This window comes from Peribacillus sp. YIM B13472 (assembly GCF_042788005.1).
In the GTDB taxonomy this organism is placed as follows: Bacteria; Bacillota; Bacilli; order Bacillales; family DSM-1321; genus Peribacillus; species Peribacillus simplex_E.
Window position 1 is genome coordinate 91860 of sequence record NZ_JBHZPG010000010.1, and the last position, 18236, is coordinate 110095.

General features: G+C 39.8%; 18 protein-coding genes. 4 read left to right on the top strand and 14 right to left on the bottom strand.

Features of this window, described 5'->3' with window-relative positions:
• Window positions 1-50: 50 nt before the first annotated feature.
• The 10 genes from ACFX4I_RS10590 to ACFX4I_RS10635 all read right to left on the bottom strand — a co-directional run bounded on the left by ACFX4I_RS10590 (window position 51) and on the right by ACFX4I_RS10635 (window position 11617).
• A complete protein-coding gene (locus ACFX4I_RS10590; protein ID WP_377420459.1) occupies window positions 51-608 on the bottom strand; it encodes a hypothetical protein in 558 nt (185 codons plus the stop codon).
• Between the two features lie 16 nt (window positions 609-624).
• Window positions 625-1491: an SAR2788 family putative toxin gene (locus tag ACFX4I_RS10595; RefSeq protein ID WP_377420461.1), complete on the bottom strand. Its 867-nt coding sequence runs from the start codon at window positions 1489-1491 to the stop codon at window positions 625-627.
• An 11-nt stretch (window positions 1492-1502) separates the two neighbouring features.
• Window positions 1503-2444 carry a S8 family peptidase gene (locus ACFX4I_RS10600; RefSeq protein WP_377420463.1) on the bottom strand — a complete coding sequence of 314 codons (942 nt, stop codon included), beginning with the start codon at window positions 2442-2444 and terminating at the stop codon, window positions 1503-1505.
• A 700-nt stretch (window positions 2445-3144) separates the two neighbouring features.
• The gene (locus tag ACFX4I_RS10605; RefSeq protein WP_377420465.1) at window positions 3145-4041 is read right to left on the bottom strand and encodes a peptidoglycan-binding protein; all 897 of its coding nucleotides are present in this window, start codon (window positions 4039-4041) and stop codon (window positions 3145-3147) included.
• A gap of 322 nt (window positions 4042-4363) precedes the next feature.
• Window positions 4364-5011 carry a 3-oxoacid CoA-transferase subunit B gene (locus ACFX4I_RS10610; protein ID WP_375166203.1) on the bottom strand — a complete coding sequence of 216 codons (648 nt, stop codon included), beginning with the start codon at window positions 5009-5011 and terminating at the stop codon, window positions 4364-4366.
• Window positions 5012-5028: 17 nt separating this feature from the next.
• Window positions 5029-5724, bottom strand: a complete 696-nt coding sequence (locus tag ACFX4I_RS10615; RefSeq protein WP_230303876.1) for a CoA transferase subunit A — start codon at window positions 5722-5724, stop codon at window positions 5029-5031.
• 32 nt (window positions 5725-5756) lie between these two features.
• Window positions 5757-7142: a GntP family permease gene (locus ACFX4I_RS10620; RefSeq protein WP_230303875.1), complete on the bottom strand. Its 1386-nt coding sequence runs from the start codon at window positions 7140-7142 to the stop codon at window positions 5757-5759.
• Between the two features lie 620 nt (window positions 7143-7762).
• Window positions 7763-9433 carry a sigma-54 interaction domain-containing protein gene (locus tag ACFX4I_RS10625; RefSeq protein ID WP_377420468.1) on the bottom strand — a complete coding sequence of 557 codons (1671 nt, stop codon included), beginning with the start codon at window positions 9431-9433 and terminating at the stop codon, window positions 7763-7765.
• A 64-nt stretch (window positions 9434-9497) separates the two neighbouring features.
• Entirely contained in the window at window positions 9498-10673 is a 1176-nt protein-coding gene (locus ACFX4I_RS10630; RefSeq protein ID WP_377420470.1) for an acetyl-CoA C-acetyltransferase, read from the bottom strand.
• Window positions 10670-11617 (bottom strand): 3-hydroxyacyl-CoA dehydrogenase family protein, encoded by a 948-nt coding sequence (locus tag ACFX4I_RS10635; RefSeq protein WP_377420472.1) that lies wholly within the window; start codon window positions 11615-11617, stop codon window positions 10670-10672. The genes ACFX4I_RS10630 and ACFX4I_RS10635 overlap by 4 nt, the downstream gene beginning before the upstream one ends.
• Window positions 11618-11873: 256 nt before the next feature.
• Between ACFX4I_RS10635 and ACFX4I_RS10640 the strand changes: the two genes are divergently transcribed.
• Window positions 11874-12650, top strand: a complete 777-nt coding sequence (locus ACFX4I_RS10640) for a 3-hydroxybutyrate dehydrogenase (protein ID WP_061464627.1) — start codon at window positions 11874-11876, stop codon at window positions 12648-12650.
• Window positions 12651-12952: 302 nt separating this feature from the next.
• Window positions 12953-13795, top strand: a complete 843-nt coding sequence (mleCBF, locus tag ACFX4I_RS10645) for a CBF family alpha/beta fold macrolide esterase (RefSeq protein WP_377420474.1) — start codon at window positions 12953-12955, stop codon at window positions 13793-13795.
• A 54-nt stretch (window positions 13796-13849) separates the two neighbouring features.
• Here the strand turns inward: mleCBF and ACFX4I_RS10650 are convergent, their stop codons facing one another.
• A complete protein-coding gene (locus ACFX4I_RS10650) occupies window positions 13850-14029 on the bottom strand; it encodes a YjcZ family sporulation protein (protein ID WP_283932110.1) in 180 nt (59 codons plus the stop codon).
• A gap of 332 nt (window positions 14030-14361) precedes the next feature.
• Here ACFX4I_RS10650 and ACFX4I_RS10655 point away from each other — a divergent pair, with 332 nt between their 5' ends.
• Complete coding sequence (locus tag ACFX4I_RS10655) at window positions 14362-14889, top strand: hypothetical protein (protein ID WP_230303870.1); 528 nt, start codon at window positions 14362-14364, stop codon at window positions 14887-14889.
• 335 nt (window positions 14890-15224) lie between these two features.
• On the opposite strand, the gene ACFX4I_RS10660 is transcribed toward ACFX4I_RS10655, so the two are convergent.
• Complete coding sequence (locus ACFX4I_RS10660) at window positions 15225-15404, bottom strand: DUF4083 family protein (protein WP_377420476.1); 180 nt, start codon at window positions 15402-15404, stop codon at window positions 15225-15227.
• 928 nt (window positions 15405-16332) lie between these two features.
• Here ACFX4I_RS10660 and ACFX4I_RS10665 point away from each other — a divergent pair.
• Window positions 16333-17085, top strand: coding sequence for a hypothetical protein (locus tag ACFX4I_RS10665; RefSeq protein ID WP_377420478.1), 753 nt, complete (start codon window positions 16333-16335; stop codon window positions 17083-17085).
• 71 nt (window positions 17086-17156) lie between these two features.
• On the opposite strand, the gene ACFX4I_RS10670 is transcribed toward ACFX4I_RS10665, so the two are convergent.
• Both ACFX4I_RS10670 and ACFX4I_RS10675 read right to left on the bottom strand, forming a co-directional pair.
• Window positions 17157-18014 (bottom strand): hypothetical protein, encoded by an 858-nt coding sequence (locus ACFX4I_RS10670; RefSeq protein WP_377420480.1) that lies wholly within the window; start codon window positions 18012-18014, stop codon window positions 17157-17159.
• A gap of 8 nt (window positions 18015-18022) precedes the next feature.
• The gene (locus ACFX4I_RS10675) at window positions 18023-18190 is read right to left on the bottom strand and encodes a hypothetical protein (RefSeq protein ID WP_377420482.1); all 168 of its coding nucleotides are present in this window, start codon (window positions 18188-18190) and stop codon (window positions 18023-18025) included.
• Between the last annotated feature and the right edge of the window lie 46 nt (window positions 18191-18236).

An 18236-nucleotide genomic window follows, 5' to 3' on the forward strand; every position in this document is an offset into this window, starting at 1 on the left:
TTCTTGGAAAACGCTTGAGTTATTAATTAAGTAAGTAAACCCGATATTTATTAATTCAAGAATCCAAATTGTTCTAAATTTTTTAAGTAATATTGAAAATACTCATCTGAAATGTCAGTTGGATACTCTGCGACGCCCCTTTGAATAAGTGAACCTACAATCAACGCATTTAAATAACCATTCAATTTCTCACACTGGTCTCTTACAATAAACTCCGAAATGTATTTGCCATCTTTGCTTTCGAAGAATATATCGATTCTTCTACCTTCTTGTTCATCTAATAGTAAATGGTTGTAGCCCCATTCGATTTTTTTTATATTTTTCTCATTAATCGGATTTTCGTGATTATCCAGGACTTGTTCCTTGTGGTATCGTCTTTCTTCGTTTGAAAACAGCCTATTTAACACCGATGGATCATCTATAACAAGACACGTGAAAATCTTAGAGTATTCTAATTGGTCATCATTGACTAAATCTAGCACTTCTTTTTTTGAAAATTCTCTGGCTTTAAATTTAGATAAAATACGGTCAACGACTTGTTCCTTAGTTAACGATAATTCATCTTGCCTATATAGGTATTGTTTATATAACTTTTCGTAATTGTTCATTGTTTACCCCCTGCGTTTATTTGACGGGTCCACCGTAAAAAGCATAAGCTTTCGGAGCTCGCTTATAAGGGTGCCAATGCCAGTAATAACCTTTTTTAGGTTTACCATTAAGTTTGTCAACCTCATTTATTGGTTTTCCATTCTTATTAGCCGAAGACGCAACACCTTTTGCTTGATTACTAGAAGTAGACCACGTATCATTCTTCGACTTTATTCTAGCAACTGCCTGAGACTTTGATAAGCCCTTACCAATATATACTCCACCCTTTTTAACACTTGCAGCAAAATGATAATAACTCTTGGATTTTTTGGCTTGAGTAGCAATTACAAAGGCTGTTCCACCAACAATTATCATAGCACCTGTATGAAACAAAGCAGTTAGAACAGCAGGTGACATAGCGAGTCCATTTGGTATTAAGAAAACCAATGACGGTACGCCTTCTTCAGAATTATAGTTGAAAAGTTTTCCAGTTTCAACATCTTCAATAATTGCTTCCAATTCTTCACTTTCCTCTTCGTATTTAATATCCTCAATATTTGCTGTATATTCCTTTAAGACCTTATCACCAGTTTCATTTAATTCTTCCGTAAATAATGATATATGGTCTGCACCTGGTTCTACTTCGACAGTTACTTTAGAAGTTTGCCCTTCTGCATTTTCTAATGAAGTTTCCAAAACAAGTCCATCCGTAGTTATTTCAAAGTTTTCCACTGAAATGTTCTCTTCGGATAACTCATCTTCTAGTGCCTCTCCAATTACATTCTCTTTTACAGAAGTTTTCAGTAAGTGCTCTTCTGCTTTTGGGTGATTAACCGGAAGTAGGCTAACAATCATTGAAAATACTAATAAGATGATAATTTTATTTAAACTCTTCTTATTCATATAAAATCTCCTTACATGTTTTGTATAGTGGGCAAACCATATCCCACAGTATTTTTATCACCATTCACCTTTAGGGATGCCTTTTTTAAATATTCATACACTTTTAAGTGAATACTCTTATCCTTAGTAAGATTTTGTCTCGAAAGATATTCCGCAACTACTCCTGTTACATAAGCAGTTGAATAAGACGAACCTTCGTTATATGAGTATCCACCAATATTATTAAGAGACAAAATATTTTCTCCGGGACCAACGAAATCAATTTTACCGATAGCTGAAAACTTTGTAGATTTTTTTTCTTCGTTAATCATTCCTACAGAGATGACATCATCATATCTAGCAGGGAATTGAGCATTTAAACCATAAGTGTTTCCACTTGCAGCGATGAGGATAACTCCCTTATTTAAGGCATCAGCTATTAAGCTTCTTAATTCTGGAAAGTCAGATTGAAATCCAAGGCTCAAATTAATTACGTCCACATTCTGAGTGATCGCCCATTCAAGGCCATTAATGAAGTCTTTTTTATCAATTTTCCCATCATCTTTAATTACCTTAGCTGAATAAACCTCAACACTTTGTGTAACTCCAATAACACCAAATTTGTTGTCATTCGCTGTTATAATACCTGCAATTGCTGTACCGTGCCCTAAATTATCTTCATAAGAGAAAGATGATCCTATAGAACTAAATTCTTTTACTACCTTTCCTTCCAAATCTTTATGATTCTTATTAATCCCACTATCTAAAATAGCAACTTTTATTTTTTTATCTACATCGCCACTTCTAGAATTACCTACTATATTTATCCCCCATGGGATATGTTGTTTTTTGTCCCACTCATCCTTTTGAACCTTATGCAGAACAAGTTCTTCCTTGGAATATCTTGAAATACTAAAATAGAAAACTCCTACAAAAATACCAAATGAAATAAAGATTAGAATAACTTTTTTCATTAAACAGCCCCTTAAGTCCTTTTAATCATCTAACAAATAATACAATAGACCTAATATAATGGGTTTTAAATACCTTTTGATGAAAAAATTAACATTTTAATTTTCAAAAAAATTAATAATATAGGCAATTACTTTGAGAAGTATTTGAAGTCAAAGCCAAATTAACTCATATTAATGGTTGTCTACATTCAAATAGAAAAATTTATAACTTATATATCAATATTATTTTTTTCTCTAATTATTATTTAGTGGATACATGGTCTTTTTGATATCAATTACACCGTCGAAAAGGAAAAGTGATGAGTTAATGTATATTGGCGTAAATTATAGTTCTAAATATGAGCGAAAGAAACTCATTGCTTTTCATTTAATGCGGCTTATGGCTCTGAGATGACCCTTCGGGGATAAACAAATTGTCCCTGCAGGCTTTAGTTGTCAGTAATCACAAGAAAGTAGAAAACTGGGCAAAACCCATGTTCAATCGAAAAAAAGTGAGAATCAACTATATTAAGAAAAAGTTCAGATCCCACTCTAAGGTTCAGACCATGTTTTTTTACGGTTTGGGCCACAATAAGTAGTCTCTTTTTCAAAAATTAAATTAATATTTAAAGGAAAACTAAAAAAATCTCTCGAATAAACAAAAGACTTCTACCATCTTTTCATTCATACAAAATTTACACAATACTGTTCTCATTCGCTATCAAGCAAACAATCCATTCCATGTTTCTTTACCTGCTTGCTTATCTGCAGTCATCTTTTTTGCCTTTTGGTATTTATATAATGCCGCCTCGGTTTTCCCTCCGAATTCTCCGTCAAGAGGCCCAGGGTTAAATCCTTCCATATAGAGGGCTGCTTGCAGGATCCATGTGATATTGCAGCTAGCGCCTTTTTTTATAGTGACGAGCGCAGTCTTGGTTTTAGGTCCCCATTTTCCATCGACAACTAGCTTTTTATTGTATTGCTTATTCAGCTCCGTTTGTAAACCTTTTATAAGGGCCGATCGAGTTTTGGGACCATAAACGCCATCTACGGCAATAGACGTTTTATATCGGCTATTTATCGTTTTTTGTATCGAAATTATATGACTATCTCCTTTGCTGGTCTTTGAAGATGTAATATGAGGTTTTTTTCCTGCTTGTAACTGTTTAAAAGATAACCCGCCTGTCATCTCCAAGTGGGGATAATCCTTGAATGAACTCCAATCCCCGCCCCATTTAAATCCTAAATCCTTACCTATGGCAGCCACACGCTGCCACTTTGAGTTCACTGTCCATATCGCTTTCTTGCCATCATCACTCACAATGAAGAAATCAATGGCCAGTCCATAATTATGATAAGATTGCCCTGGTTTAGCGTTCGTCACAATAGGTTTAGCTAGATTGCTATAGTTTTTTCCATTGTAGCTGTAAACTCGTCCTTGACCATAAAGCGCAGCTTGTTCTTCCAAAGAACGATAACCCGCACTTATCTGTACATAAATCCCTTCATTATAAGCACGTTCCATCATTTCCAATGCTGATGCCTTCACCACAGGATTCATCCCTTTGCCCATCCTTTTCACTGATCGATCCAATAATGTTCGTAATGCTACCGTCAAGGTAATCCCTCCTTTTAAGTTCCCATCAGGCTTTATATAAGCCTTTTTAATGGAAAAGTAGCATGGATGGAAAATTTTGTTCACATTTATTAGAGAATGGAAGTAATAGGTTATTTAACAAACGTTCCAGCTGATTTCAGAAATCCGCTCCCTTTCCGCCGACTGCCTGCAAAGTATTGATAACTGTGATGAAAAGGCCTTTCGTTCTTCACTATAGAAAGGGAATTCCCCCTAAAATACCACAAAAAAATAGACTGCTTCCGTTCGCCTGTTTGCGAATGAAAGTAGTCTATTAATGAATTATTTTATTAATCTCTTTAACTTACGCCTTAATTTCAATAGAGGGGCTTATTGTAAAGTCAGCCTCTGTTTTACTTTTCACTTCATCAAGTGTTATGCCATTTTGCAATTCAATCAATTCCATGCCAGCTTCCGTAAATTGAAAAACAGCAAGTTCGGTAATCAGGCAATGGACGACTTTTTCCCCGGTCAATGGCAATGTACAGTTCTTTTTCACTTTGGATTCCCCATGCTTGTTCACATGGTCCATAATGACAACAATTCGTTTTGCACCTTGGACGAGGTCCATCGCCCCTCCCATTCCTTTTACCATCTTCCCTGGAATCATCCAGTTTGCCAAGTCCCCATTCTCGGAAACTTCCATCCCGCCTAAAATGGCTAGATCGATGTGGCCGCCGCGGATCATCGCGAACGATTCAGCGCTATCAAAAAATGATGCCCCCGATTTTGCCGTTACTGTTTCTTTTCCTGCATTAATCAAATCCGGATCGACTTCATCCTTTTGCGGATAAGGCCCGATTCCCAGTAAGCCATTTTCCGATTGAAGCATGACATTAAAGTCATTCGGAATCATGTTGGCAATCAAGGTCGGCATTCCAATCCCTAAATTCACACACATACCATCTTGGATTTCTTTAACGGCCCGTTCTAAAATCAGTTGTCTAGTCATTCGAATACTCCTCCTTTTTATGCGTTAGCGGTTGTAAGTTTTTCAATTCGTTTTTCATAGTCATTTCCTACAAGCACTTTCTGTACATAAACCCCTGAAGTATGAATTTCATCTGGATCAAGCTCTCCTGTGCCCACGAGCTCCTCCACTTCGACAAGCGTGACTTTCCCTGCTGTGGCAACGACAGGGTTAAAGTTCCTTGCCGTTTTCCGATATACAAGATTACCAAAATGATCTGCTTTCCAGGCTTTTACAAAGGCAAAATCTCCGACTATTCCTTTTTCCATAATGTATGTGCGGCCATCAAACTCTTTATGTTCTTTACCTTTTGCGACTTCCGTTCCTACTCCTGTAGCTGTATAAAAGGCAGGAATCCCCGCTCCGCCCGCTCTTAAACGCTCGGCCAGCGTTCCTTGGGGAACTAGCTCGACCTCCAGCTCGCCACTTAAAAATTGCTGTTCAAATAACTTATTTTCCCCTACATAAGAAGCGATCATTTTTTTGATTTGTTTATTTTCAAGCAAAAGGCCTAGACCCCAATCGTCGACTCCACAATTGTTGCTGACAATCGTCAAATCCTTTACACCTTTGTTACGCAAAGCAATGATTAGTTTTTCTGGTATTCCGCTTAATCCGAATCCGCCAACGATAATGGTTGCTCCATCCTCGATTTGTTGAATAGCGCTATCAAAAGATGTTAATAATTTACTCATTTTCCATCATCTCCATTCTTAATACTATTCTATTAAATAAACAGTGAAGTTGCAAAAGCAATGATGAACACGGTCACTGTTTTCAAAATCGTAATCGCAAAGATATCCTTGTAAGATTGACGATGTGTCAGTCCAGTAATGGCAAGCAAGGTAATGACGGCACCATTATGCGGCAGCGTATCCATTCCGCCAGATGCCATGGATGCAATTCGATGAAGCATTTCCGGGGTGATTCCGACACTTTGGGCTACCTGCAAATAGTGACTTCCCATTACTTCTAACGCAATCGAAAGTCCACCTGACGCGGATCCGGTAATCCCTGCCAGCACATTGACGGCGATAGCTTCGGATACGAGTGGATTGCCGCTTGCATTGAACACCCAGTTTTGAATGACCGAGAATCCAGGAAGCGTTTTCACCACGTTCCCAAAACCAACTTCAGATGCAGTATTGAATATGGCAAGCAATGATCCCATTGCCGCAGCTGTTAATCCACTTGCCAATTTGACCTTGATACGTCCAACATTCAGAAGCATTGCTGCAATAATACCGATTGTCAATGCAACAATCAAAGACCAGGATGAAGTGACTGTGCTTACATCGGCAATGTTGAACGTTTCCTTCAACATCGATGCATCATACCAGTGTTTAACCGAAATGGCGCTCCGGCTGAAAGCAAAATTAAACGCTACGACAAGGATGAGCGGTACGATGGACAGCCAAAAGTTAGGCAGGTTTTGCTGTTCTGCACTTTCTGGTTCATTAATATGTCCTTCCCCGTAGCCCTCACCATTTGCCACCGCTTGTTTTCGGCGGCGCTCTAACCAGAGCATTCCTCCCGTGAATACCATGATCGCGCCAATAATCCCCATTATTGGCGCTGCATAGGTATCTGTTCCGAAATAATTCGTTGGAATGATATTTTGAATCTGAGGTGTTCCAGGAAGGGCATCCATCGTATAAGTGAAAGCGCCTAATGCTATCGTTCCTGGCAATAATCTTTTTGGAATGTCTGCTTCTTTAAAAATTGCCGCTGCAAATGGATAAACGGCGAATGCCACTACAAACAATGAAACCCCGCCGTATGTCAGCGCCGAACACGCCAGCACCACAGCAAGAATAGCCTGCTTTGAGCCTAGTGATTTTACGATGGTCTTGGCAATGGATGCAGCTGCACCGCTCATCTCCATGACTTTTCCAAATACGGCCCCTAATAAAAATATCGGAAAAAACGCTTTTATATAGTTAGCCGCAAACGTCATATATGTCTCTGTATAACTCGGCAGCAAATGTCCACCGGATAAAATGACCGCCAATAAAGTAACAATCGGCGCTATGATAATGACCGGATAGCCCCGGTAGGCTAAAAAGATTAAAAGTCCCAGCGCCACAACAATGGCTAAAATTTGAATCACCAACTCAATTCCCCCTTTTCTCTCCTTGCCCCAAAATCATTTCGGAAGCCCTTAAGTAAAACTATTAATCTCCTAAATTCCATATTTTCAATTTTTCCGCTTTTGCCATCCAAGCCTGCCTTCCCCAAGTCAAGCTGAATGATCTCCCCAAGTGTTTTCCAATTATTGAGAACGCTTTCAACAATCTGTTGAATTACGAAATCCCCTTCATTTTACGTGGAAACACACTATAAAATGACAGATAGGCCATTCACTAAAGTAATTATGCAATTATTGTGCCAACTTAAGTACAATGAAAAATCACATCTTTTAAAGCCTTTTCAAACATTTCATTTCCCTTTTTATAAATAAAATCCCTTAAAACTGTCAAGGTTTCAGTACACATAAGTATAAGCTTCAAAAAAGTGTAAGCCTTTTCTTACATCATTTATATTTCCTTTCATTTTATGTACGGATTTCCTAACACACTCAAATATGAGGCTTGGCAGACAGTCGGCGGAAAGGGAGCGGATTTCTAAAAAACACCCGAAACGTTTTTAAGGTAAAAAAACTGCAGGCAAACTTCGATATTCTTCGAATTTGTCTACAGTCTGAACCCTTTGGCAAAAGGGTGCTTTCTACATTCATAAACCATATTTATTCATTTTTTCATACAGTGTTGTTCTACTCACTCCGAGTCTCTTTGCCGTTTCTGATTTATTACCAGAAGTCATTTCCAAACATGAAACGATTGCAGCCCGTTCAGTTTCATCCATTACTTCAGCTAAAGTGCGAATCGAGACTGATTCTTTATGACCCGTTATTTCTTTAGGGAGATGCTTGGAACGTATCATTTCCCCTTCTTCAACTATATTCATTGCGCGTTCAATGATATTCTCCAACTCACGGATATTACCCGGCCATTTATAAAGACGCAACAGCCGTAAAGCTTGTTCACTCATCCCCGTTACGCGTTTTTTCATGAGGTTCTGGTACTTTTCAACAAAATGATTTACCAGCATTTCAATGTCCCCCGGTCGCTCCCTCAAGGAAGGAACCTGGATTTGCATGACCTTCAACCGGTAATACATATCAAGTCGGAATTCCCCCTTCGAGACCATTTCCTCCAGATTACGGTTCGTTGCAGCGATTACCCGTACATCAATCGGAATGCTTCCCGTCGAACCGACCCTCTCAATCTCTTTTTCTTGTAAAACACGGAGTAGCTTCACCTGCATATGCAGTGGCAGCTCACCGATTTCATCCAGAAAAATCGTTCCGCCTTCAGCCGCTTCGAACTTACCTGCTTTTCCACCTTTTTTGGCACCAGTGAATGAACCCTCTTCATAGCCAAATAGCTCTGACTCCAGCAGCTCTGCCGGGATGGCGGCACAGTTCACTTTGACAAACACACCCATGGCCCGTCTGCTGTCATTATGAATGGAATGGGCAAACAGCTCCTTACCTGTTCCGCTTTCACCCAAAATCAACACATTCGAGTCGCTTTTAGCGGCAATTTTGGCTTGACCTTTTACTTCCATGAAAGCAGGACTTCTTCCCATCAAATGATCAAACGTATATGAGGCCTTATTTCGCTCGCGAAAATCGCCTTTGTACTTTTTCAGCTCTACTTCAAGTGAATTTATCCGTTTGGAAAGAGCGGTAAATTGCCCGACATTCTTAAAAAGAATCTTTCCGACCGCACCTATTAATTTACCTTGTTTCCTTATCGGGGAGCGGGTCGCAATTATATAATTATCTTTAATTTTTTGTAATTCAGCGACCTCTTGCTTGCCAGTTTTGGCGACCACATGCATACGGGTGTTTTCAATCACCTCCGTTACATGTTTCCCTATGGAGCTTTCCTGATCGACGCCAAGAAAATCCGCATAAGCGTGGCTCAGCATTTGGACATACCCTTCCGTATCGACCATCACCAAGCCGTCATAGGCAAATTCGATAATATCCTTAAACAAAAGTTCTTCATGATTATCGATATTAAGAAAATCACTTTTATTATTTGTAAATAATAGGAGATAAATCTGATACTCCTCATCACCCATTTGAATGATGGCTTTTCTGACAATTCCATTATTATCATTCAAACGGATCGGAGTATTTACAGCTGGCACAAGATTTTTTTCAATAATCAAATTTATTCGCAGATCAAATGGATTCTCAGCAAAAGCCTCGGATAATACGCGATTGCAGAGAACGATTTCTTTTTCGTTTTTCGTTACCAAAACACCAAAAGGCAATTCTTCCAATATCGCTTTCACTAATTCCAATTGAATAGTTTTATAATCGCTGGCCATTCCTATTCTCCTTAACCCGTCTGAAGTTTCCTCCATTATATCATAGGAAAATGAGGCCAAGTCATTACCGTTCCACAATCAGCGCAGTTCCCTGTCCGCCACCGATACATAAGGTAGCAAGGCCTGTTTTTACATCCCTAAGTTTCATTTCATACAATAAAGTCACTAAAATCCGGGCACCGGAAGCACCTACAGGATGACCCAGAGCTATCGCCCCGCCATTTACATTCACTTTCTCCGGCTTCAACTCAAGGTCTTTAAGCACGGCGAGTGATTGTGCCGCAAAGGCTTCATTCACTTCCATCAAATCAATTTCATCTATTGTCAATCCCGCTTTTGCCAAAGCTTTCCTTGTCGCAGGCACAGGACCGTATCCCATGATTTTCGGATCAAGCGCAGCGTTTGCATATGACTTAATTGTTGCTAATGCTTCCAGTCCCAGCTCGTCCGCTTTTTCTTTAGACATCAGGACTAACATCGCACCCCCATCATTGATTCCGGATGCATTTCCTGCCGTAACCGTTCCATTTTCCTTAAAAGCAGGACGCAGCTTCGCTAGCTGGTCGATCGTCAGCCCATGACGCGGGTGTTCATCTTGGTCCACCAAAATCGTCTTTCCTCTGCGTTTATATTCAACAGGTACGATTTCATCTGCAAATCGTCCTTCAAGCTGTGCCTTTTCAGCTTTCAGTTGGCTCTCTAAAGCAAATTCGTCCTGCTCTTCACGGCTGATTTCCCACTGCTCGGCGATATTCTCCGCAGTCACGCCCATATGATATTGATTAAAAACATCCGTTAAGGCGTCATATGTCATGGAATCGACTGCTTCGGCATTACCCATTTTCTGTCCAAAACGATAATTTGGAAGTAAATACGGAGCATTGCTCATGCTTTCAATACCCCCGGCAAGAATCACATCAGCATCACCAAGGGCAATGAATTGCGCTCCCATTATTACCGTACGGAGGCCAGATCCGCAAAGTTTATTAATGGCCATGGCCGGCGTTGTTTCCGGAATCCCTGCATGAATCGCAACCTGACGTGCCACATTTTGCCCTAATCCAGCAGATAGAATATTCCCTACCAATACCTCATCGATCATGTCAGCCGAGATATTTGCCCGCTTTATCGCTTCCTTGGCGGCCACAACTCCCAAGTCAACCGCCGACACATTGGCAAGACTGCCTCCAAACGCACCAACTGGTGTTCTTGCTGCCCCTACAATCACTACTTCTCTCATAATTCTTCCTCCTTCTCCATTTTTAATTTTCCCAGTTTAATAAAATTACGGTCCCTCTCATTGATTTTCTGGGAAACGGTAGATCCTTCATACGTAAAAATCCCTTCTCCCGACTTCGTCCCAAGCTTTCCCTTAGCCACCAAATCACGAATCAAATCAGGAGCTTCCTTACTCTGATCCAATACCGGTGAAACATTATCAAAAACGCGCTGCCATGTATCCAGTCCGCCAAAATCAGCAATCTCGATCGGCCCAGTAAATGCCCATCGAAAACCTGGTCCCGCCGTTATCGCCGTATCGATATCCTCAGCATCGGCAACGCCCTCTTTTAATAGATAAAAGGCTTCCCGCATCAAGGCAGTCTGGAGACGATTGGCGATGAATCCTTCTATTTCTTTTTTCAAGAGAATCGGAGACTTACCGATTTTACGCATTAAATCCATTGTTGTCTTGACGATTTCGGGCTTTGTTTCGTCATGCTGAACAATTTCAACCAACGGAACCAAATGGCCCGGATTAAAGAAATGCGTGATGACCATTCTGTCCGCAAACGAGGACTTCTCCATCAATTGAGAAATCGGAAAGGTCGATGTATTTGAAGCAACAATGGCATCCGGTTTGATTATTTCCTCCATTTGCTGATATAGATTTAACTTCAGCTCGATGACTTCCGGAATCGCCTCTATGATAAAGTCAGCATCCCTTACAGCCTCTTCCAAATCTACGCTATACGTAATATTCGCTAAAGCACCTTGCTTTTCCTGACCAGTTAAAGCCCCTTCCTCAATGAGCAGTGATAGATTCTCAGAAATTCGATTTTGGGCATGATATAGCAACTCTTCCTTTATATCGTTAATGGTGACGAAATACCCGCTAACTGCAAAAGACTGAGCGATCCCGCTCCCCATTACACCTGAACCGATAATGGCTATTTTTTTAATCATCCAGCTTCCCCTTTCCGTTTCAATTACCTTTATTTACTCACCCTTTTATCTATGCAATATTTATGCCAACGATAGGGGGAAATAAAATTCTTTTTTTATCTTGAAAATCATGATAGACTCTTACTCATTAACCTAAACCATATTTTTATAACCTTCCCTTTATATTTCCAATGGAGTTTACCTTGTGAAATATTCCCTATTTACGACATAAAATGGCAGACCTGGACCATTACATTTTTTATTGGAGGAATGTAATATGGTTAAAGATAAAGTGGCGATCATTACCGGATCTGCTAGAGGAATCGGTTTTGAGATCGGAAAGATATTCGCTGAAAATGGCGCAAAGGTCGTTTTGTCCGACCTTGATCAAAACACAGTTGAAAAAGCTGCTTTAGACCTAAGGAACAAAGGCTTGGAAGTTATCGGCTTAAAAGCAGACGTAACAAGTGAAGAGGATATTATCCAACTAATCAAACAAGCTAAAGACAAATACGGACGAATAGATATTTTCATCAATAACGCCGGCCTTCAGCATGTTGCTCCAATCGAGGAGTTTCCAACTGAAAAATTCGAACTGATGATCAAAATCATGCTGACCGCGCCATTCATTTCAATTAAGAACGTTTTGCCGATCATGAAAGAACAAGGCTTCGGCAGAATCATCAACATCTCTTCCATTAACGGCCTGATTGGATTTGCCAACAAGGCAGCGTACAATAGTGCCAAACACGGTGTAATCGGATTAACGAAAGTCGCCGCCTTGGAAAGCGCCTCTTTTGGCATTACCGTCAATGCCCTTTGCCCAGGATACGTAGACACACCTCTCGTCCGCGGTCAATTGGAGGATCTGGCGAAAACAAGGCAAGTACCACTAGAAAGCGTTTTGGAAGAGGTCATCTATCCACTTGTCCCACAAAACCGCTTACTCGATGTAAGTGAAATTGCCGACTACGCCATTTTCCTCGCAAGCGACAAAGCACGGGGCATCACAGGCCAGGCAGTCGTGTTAGATGGCGGATATACAGCTCAATAAATGGAAAATGAATCTGCAATAAACCCCGAATAAATGACACCAAAAAAGGTGCTCTGTATTCGGGGTTTTCTGTCTCCATGGAATCGTGGAAAAATTTGGTGGTACAAAGAATTCGCACATGTTACAGTAATATAGGGATATTTCCCATTTTACAAATATAAAAGGAGGCCTCGTCATGATTATTAAGTGGGTTAGACTACGATAATTAAAAGCGCAGGCCAATCATCATGCTCCGGAAAGAATTTATTGATCTGCGCCATGGTAACGGCTATTAGATAATATTTAATACGGAGGTAAAAAACATGAGTGAACAGATACTGAAAATAAATAAAGTGGATATATGTACAGAAAGTTTTGGAAACCGTAAGGACCCTGCTGTGCTTTTGATCATGGGAGCGATGTCTTCATTAGATTGGTGGGATGATGACTTCTGTCTCCGCCTCGCTGTTTCGGGGAGGTTTGTCATTCGGTACGATCATCGGGATCTCGGACGATCGGTCAGTTATGAACCCGGTACCTCCAACTATACAATAACGGACATGGCTGACGATGCCGCGGGTGTACTGGACGCTTATTCCATAGAGCGGGCGTCTATCGTCGGAATGTCCCTAGGCGGTTTGATCGGCCAGATTCTTGCATTAAGATATCCGGAACGCGTAACTACGCTTACGCTAATTGCATCAAGTGTGTTCGGGACTGTAATGGAAAAACTGCCTCCAATGGACCAAAGCATATTGGATCATCATGCGAAGAGTGCTTCCATGGATTGGTCGAATCGGGAGGCGGTCATCGCTTTTCTTGCGGATGGATGGAAAACTTTAGCCGGTTCCAAACCTTATGAGCAGGAAAGAATGTATAAACTGGCAAAAAGAGAGGCGGACCGCGCCAAACAGCTACCGAGCAGATTTAATCATGCTTTGCTTGCTGGCGGAGACGAATATTTTGATAGAATGGGTGAGATATCCGTACCTGTCCTCATTATTCATGGAACAGAAGATCCAGCCTTGCCATACGAGCACGGGCTTGCTCTCGCTAAAGCCATCCCTCATGCAGAATTAGTGACTCTTGATGGATCAGGGCATGAGATTCACAGTGAAGATTGGGATGAAATTATCGATTCAATCATTAAGCTTACTTCGCGATAAATTAGTCATAAAAGAAGCCGACCAATAAAGGTCGGCTTTTTTTAAATACTACTTTTAGCAGAATCCGCCATAACCTTGAACGGCGCCATGACCGCCGCCGTAACCTCCGTCACCGCCGAAACAAGCCGCTCCAACGATGATTAAAAGTATAAACAAAACGACTATAAAAGCGAAACCGCCACCAAATCCACCAATATCGTTACCACAACTTGATTCATGACCACAATTTGACAATAGAAACATCTCCTTATTTGTTTTAGGAGGAAATAATTAAATGGGTTAATTCAACTTATGTTCTAATTAGGATAATGACACAAAAATCTCCGGAAACTTTTTATCATCCCCACTAGACCATTTGGGAATCCACTTATCTCGTTCAAGAATATCGCCGATCCATGAACCAACTTGACGTTCCCAAATTCGGCAGAAGCAGCAACAGGGTTAGCTACAATCTCTATAATGACGGACACCTTATCCCTTTAACGCAAACGACCCGTTAGTTCAACAAGCAATTCCTACTAACTTCGGTTTATTGTACAATTACGGTAAAAAGGTTCGAGGTATCTATGATAAAAGGAAATTCTTATATTCTTGTTTTCACCGTGCTTGTTTTGCTGACAATAGTACTTGTTTCAACTACACCAATAATAATGAAAACTTTACTTGCTTTTATAACGATTGCGTTTTTATTTCCTGTCATTAGGAAGCTTCTGTTTAAAGACAAATCAAGAAAAATTAAAGTGGCATTCTACTCATCATTGACCTTTTCAATTGGTTTATTTCTAGTTTCAATTTTTGAAGAACCAGCCTTGAATTTAGATGGAGATTTTATTGTTGTTCTTTTTTATAGTTTGATTGGAAATTTCTTTTATGGCTTACCAGTCTCACTAATTGCTGAATTTATCTCAATGAAGTATTTCAATATTCGTTTCTGGTTATCTGGATCAATACATATTGGTTTTGGATTGGCTGCATACTTTATTGACCCAGGAGGTTTCTTTATCTTTGCCGTCATTTGCTCCATAATCTTTTTTGCACTAGATGAAATCACTAAAATATATTCGGCTTCTTCTTGGACTAACCTGCGCCGATAGTTTCATAAGAAACTCTGATCTTCAGCTAACGCACCAAGTTACCTTGACAAAAAATAGAAAAGGATTAAAAGAAATTAATCCCAGACTGCAGACAAACTCGATATTATTCATTTTGCCAACAATGTTTAGAGGTTTTGTAAAATCCGATCGTTGATTTCCACTCCAGTCACTCTCTTTCCGCAGGCGGTCCGGTAGCCTCCTCGGCGCTCTTTGCGCCTGCGGGGTCTCCCTGGACACGCTTTTCTAAGCAGGAGTCTCGTACCTTCCGTTCCAATCAACTTAGTTTTAAAATTTAGATAGAACCCCTATTATCTACAAACTTGGATTAAAAGAAATTAATCTCTTCTATCCTTTTCAAGCAGCTCAATTACTCTATCAAGTTTTTGTTCTATGCTATTAGATTTGTTTGTCTTTGTAAGGAGAGACCGAACAAAAAAGTAAACAGCAAAAATGATACCAAACAAAAAAATAAATATAATAAGTTGATATACTATATCACCGGTATTGAAACCCAAAGAACCCCGCCCCTATCTTTTTTTGTATACTATACAGAACGTATATACTAAGCTTCTTGAACTATCCTCCGCCGCTAGTTGCATTAGAAAACAGCCGCAGATCAAACTCCATATTGAAGTAAAGCACATTTCATTAAGTATTCAAAATAAATTTATCCTTTTTTGGATAATTATAACATATATTTCTTGCGTAGTTCGATAACACTAAGGCTGTCTTGCTACCCTTGCCCTTTAGTTCTTCAAGAGAAAACAACAATATATCGAGCTGATCTTGTTAAAAAAATAATAATTTTACATTCAAATTTAGAACATCTGTTCTTTTCAAATAGCTGAAAATGATTTGATCCGTGATTATAAATCAAGTCTTCCAACATGGGCTTGTCTTCCTTTCCCGATGGCGAAAAGGAATACTTTACCCCTTGACCAACTCCAGCCGAATTAGAAAAACGGTAAAATAAACCTTGGCACACGCTATTTTTTAGCATCATAAAAGTTAACGGTTGAAGTTCCCTCTATTACCCTCATAGATCTAAACGTTGGTAACGGAAACGAAACTTCGTTTAGACTCCTTAAAAAGGGCCTAGGTCTTCTTTGTTCACTTTCCGAAAAGTCGAGCAAAGAAGACCTTTTTGCGTTTATCAGTATTTTCGCAGGCACCGCTTTTCAATGTTTAACTTTTTGCCGTTTTTGGATTCATCCATTTCTTTACCGCGTTCCATACTCCCTCTAATGCTACATTAAAAACCTATAAATATTTACAGTTTGTCCGGAAATATAAGTAACATGTCCAAGCAATTGCCTTAATTTATTAATACTATATTTTGTAACTACTACGAAAATACTTTTGGCAGTGCTTTAGTACGGTTCGATACTACACTCCATTTCATTTTCGAAAAAAAAAATAGTTACAAGAAAGGATTGAGATTTTATGGGAAATTTCGGTAAGAATAATCCGATGCACAGCAACTGGGGTTCTGCATGTTCTGACAGCGACTGGGGTTTTGGGAATGATTCAAGATTTAATCATAAAAAACCTTGTAAAGTTTGTAAGTCTCACGACCAATCTGCTTGCAATTGTAATTTTACAGCTCCAGCTCGCCAACTCGCTGCACCATTAAACAGCGACTGTGTCCTAGTTAATTCAGTTGTAGGCTCAAAAGCGGTACAAAAGGTTGCAGAAACAACACTTCCTTTTACCGCGTTTGCTCCTGTTATACCAGCTGGATCCACAATTAGAACAGTATCTGTTGTACCAAATCTAGCTGGTATTACCCGTAACACGACAATTATTAGGGACAAAGTTGTTAACATCGGGCTTATTCCTGTAACTGTTACGGTAACGTTTACGGCACCAGGAACAACCACTCCTGTTTTAACAGCCACACTTGCAACTAGTTTACCATTCCAGGAGCATACAGATTTTCCAGGTGCCTGCCCTGAGGATATGATAGTAGAACCCCCATTAACAATAGAAGGGATCTTTGCTCAACCAGGCGTTCCAGTCATCGGCCCTACAGGACTTGTTACTGCCAATGCTATTTTAGTCAAGATCGTACTACGCACTACAATTACAGTTACTCGTCAAGTTATTGTGGATTCACATGGTGGTATTTGCGACGTAAATGAACGTCGTTGTGAAACTACAACTACTCCAACAACTAATACTCTTCCTGCTCCGTAAATGACGGTGTTGAGTAGTTTTTAATCTTGACTAGCAAAGCCCTCTCTAAATAGAGAAGGCTTTGCCTTTATTTATTTAATAAGATAGAAAGAAGTGACATTTCTATGTGTTATCACGAGGATTGTTCTAAGAAAAATCACTGCGATAAGGACCATCAACACGATTGGTGTAAGAAAGAATGCTGCGATGAGGACCATCAACACGATTGGTGTAAGAAAGAATGCTGCGATGAGGACCATCAACACGATTGGTGTAAGAATAAATGCTGCGATGAGGACCATCAACACGATTGGTGTAAGAATAAATGTTGCAATGAGGACCATCAACACGATTGGTGCAAGAAAAAATGCTGCGATGGGGACCATCAACACGATTGGTGTAAGAAAAAATGCTGTGATGAGGACCATCAACACGATTGGTGTAAGAAAAAATGCTGTGATGAGGATCATCAACACGATTGGTGTAAGAAAAAATGCTGTGATGAGGACCATCAACACGATTGGTGCAAGCACGATAATTGTTGTAAGAAGAATAAACGCTGCGATAATGAACAGCACGATTGTTGTAAGAAGAAAAAACGCTACGATAATGAACAGCACGATTGTTGTAAGAAGAAAAAACGCTATGATAATGAACAGCACGATAATTGTTGTAAGAAGAATAAACGCTGCGATAATGAACAGCACGATTGTTGTAAGAAGAAAAAACGCTGCGACAATGAACAGCACGATTGTTGTAAGAAGAAAAAGCGCTGCGATAATGAACAGCACGATTGTTGTAAGAAGAAAAAGCGCTGCGATAATGAACAGCACGATTGTTGTAAGAAGAAACATGTTGACTTTGGCTGTAATTTGTCGTGGAATTGGTAGTTTGTTAAATCGAAAGTACTTTGATCCATACTTGATCAAAGTACTTTTTTCAGTTCCCAAAAGATGAGTTATTCAACCTCACAAGTACCGCCTAATTCAACTATTCTTCTTATTAACCCTTCTCTTAAAACAAATACATACCCATCATTAATCTCATTCTGCTCAACCTTTTTAAATAACCTTTTAATTTGCTCAAGCAAGCTGTTCCCGCCCATCTTAAGGAAATATGTCTTCAACTATCCTCCCCCTTTAGTCTTCAAGAGAATCAACAATACCCTTTAC

Coding starts and splice junctions, on each gene's coding strand:
- ACFX4I_RS10590 (WP_377420459.1), bottom strand. CDS start 608: ATGAACAATTACGAAAAGTTATATAAACAATACCTATATAGGCAAGAT.
- ACFX4I_RS10595 (WP_377420461.1), bottom strand. CDS start 1,491: ATGAATAAGAAGAGTTTAAATAAAATTATCATCTTATTAGTATTTTCA.
- ACFX4I_RS10600 (WP_377420463.1), bottom strand. CDS start 2,444: ATGAAAAAAGTTATTCTAATCTTTATTTCATTTGGTATTTTTGTAGGA.
- ACFX4I_RS10610 (WP_375166203.1), bottom strand. CDS start 5,011: ATGACTAGACAACTGATTTTAGAACGGGCCGTTAAAGAAATCCAAGAT.
- ACFX4I_RS10615 (WP_230303876.1), bottom strand. CDS start 5,724: ATGAGTAAATTATTAACATCTTTTGATAGCGCTATTCAACAAATCGAG.
- ACFX4I_RS10625 (WP_377420468.1), bottom strand. CDS start 9,433: ATGGCCAGCGATTATAAAACTATTCAATTGGAATTAGTGAAAGCGATA.
- ACFX4I_RS10630 (WP_377420470.1), bottom strand. CDS start 10,673: ATGAGAGAAGTAGTGATTGTAGGGGCAGCAAGAACACCAGTTGGTGCG.
- ACFX4I_RS10635 (WP_377420472.1), bottom strand. CDS start 11,617: ATGATTAAAAAAATAGCCATTATCGGTTCAGGTGTAATGGGGAGCGGG.
- ACFX4I_RS10640 (WP_061464627.1), top strand. CDS start 11,874: ATGGTTAAAGATAAAGTGGCGATCATTACCGGATCTGCTAGAGGAATC.
- mleCBF (WP_377420474.1), top strand. CDS start 12,953: ATGAGTGAACAGATACTGAAAATAAATAAAGTGGATATATGTACAGAA.
- ACFX4I_RS10655 (WP_230303870.1), top strand. CDS start 14,362: ATGATAAAAGGAAATTCTTATATTCTTGTTTTCACCGTGCTTGTTTTG.
- ACFX4I_RS10665 (WP_377420478.1), top strand. CDS start 16,333: ATGGGAAATTTCGGTAAGAATAATCCGATGCACAGCAACTGGGGTTCT.